The organism is Streptomyces sparsus, assembly GCF_054776295.1.
On the sequence record NZ_BAAHCA010001700.1, the window covers coordinates 1 to 561 of the forward strand.

The following is a 561-nucleotide window of genomic DNA, read 5'->3' on the forward strand; positions in this document are numbered from 1 at the left end:
CGGTGCGGCAGGGGGCGGGACGGGCGGCGCGGCAGGGGGCGCGGGGGTGCTGACGGTCAGGGTCGGGCGGTCCTGGTGGTCACCGCCGTACCCGCCGCCCGCGGCCGTCAGGTCCGTTCCGCACACCCCGCAGAAACGGTCACCGTGCTCCAGCGGCTCGGCGCAGCTGGGGCAGGCGGAGAGTTGGTCGAGCTGCGGCATCGTCACACCCAAGTCCTGGGGCGGAAGCGGTTGGCCCGCTCCACCCATTCGATCCTCTCGGCCCCCGTCCCGGCGAGCCGGGCCAGCCTGCGGCAGCAGGCCTCCAGGCCGATCCGCAGCCCCTCCTCGGTCAGCGGACAGTCCAGCAGGGGCCTGATGTCGCACGACGCCGGGTTCGGCGGCGCCGCGGGCCGGCCGCTGAGCGTCCAGTCCAACGCGCTGCCCAGCACCTCGGTGGAGAGCAGTTCACGCCGGGGCGCGTCCAGGCCCGCCTCGGCCAGCCGGGTGACCTGGTCGGCGGCGGCGTACAGGTCGTCGAGCAACGCGTCGGCGGGGTCCCGGCCGCGCAGTCTGGCCCGC

Annotated in this window: 1 protein-coding gene and 1 pseudogene; both read right to left on the minus strand. The window is 76.3% G+C overall.

The window, feature by feature from the left end; all coding sequences use genetic code 11:
- Window positions 1-201 (minus strand): annotated as a pseudogene (locus ACYVE9_RS30375) (serine/threonine-protein phosphatase); the annotation flags it as partial.
- Between the two features lie 2 nt (window positions 202-203).
- The coding region (locus ACYVE9_RS30380) for a tetratricopeptide repeat protein (protein ID WP_461031064.1) at window positions 204-561 on the minus strand (358 nt) is incomplete at its 5' end.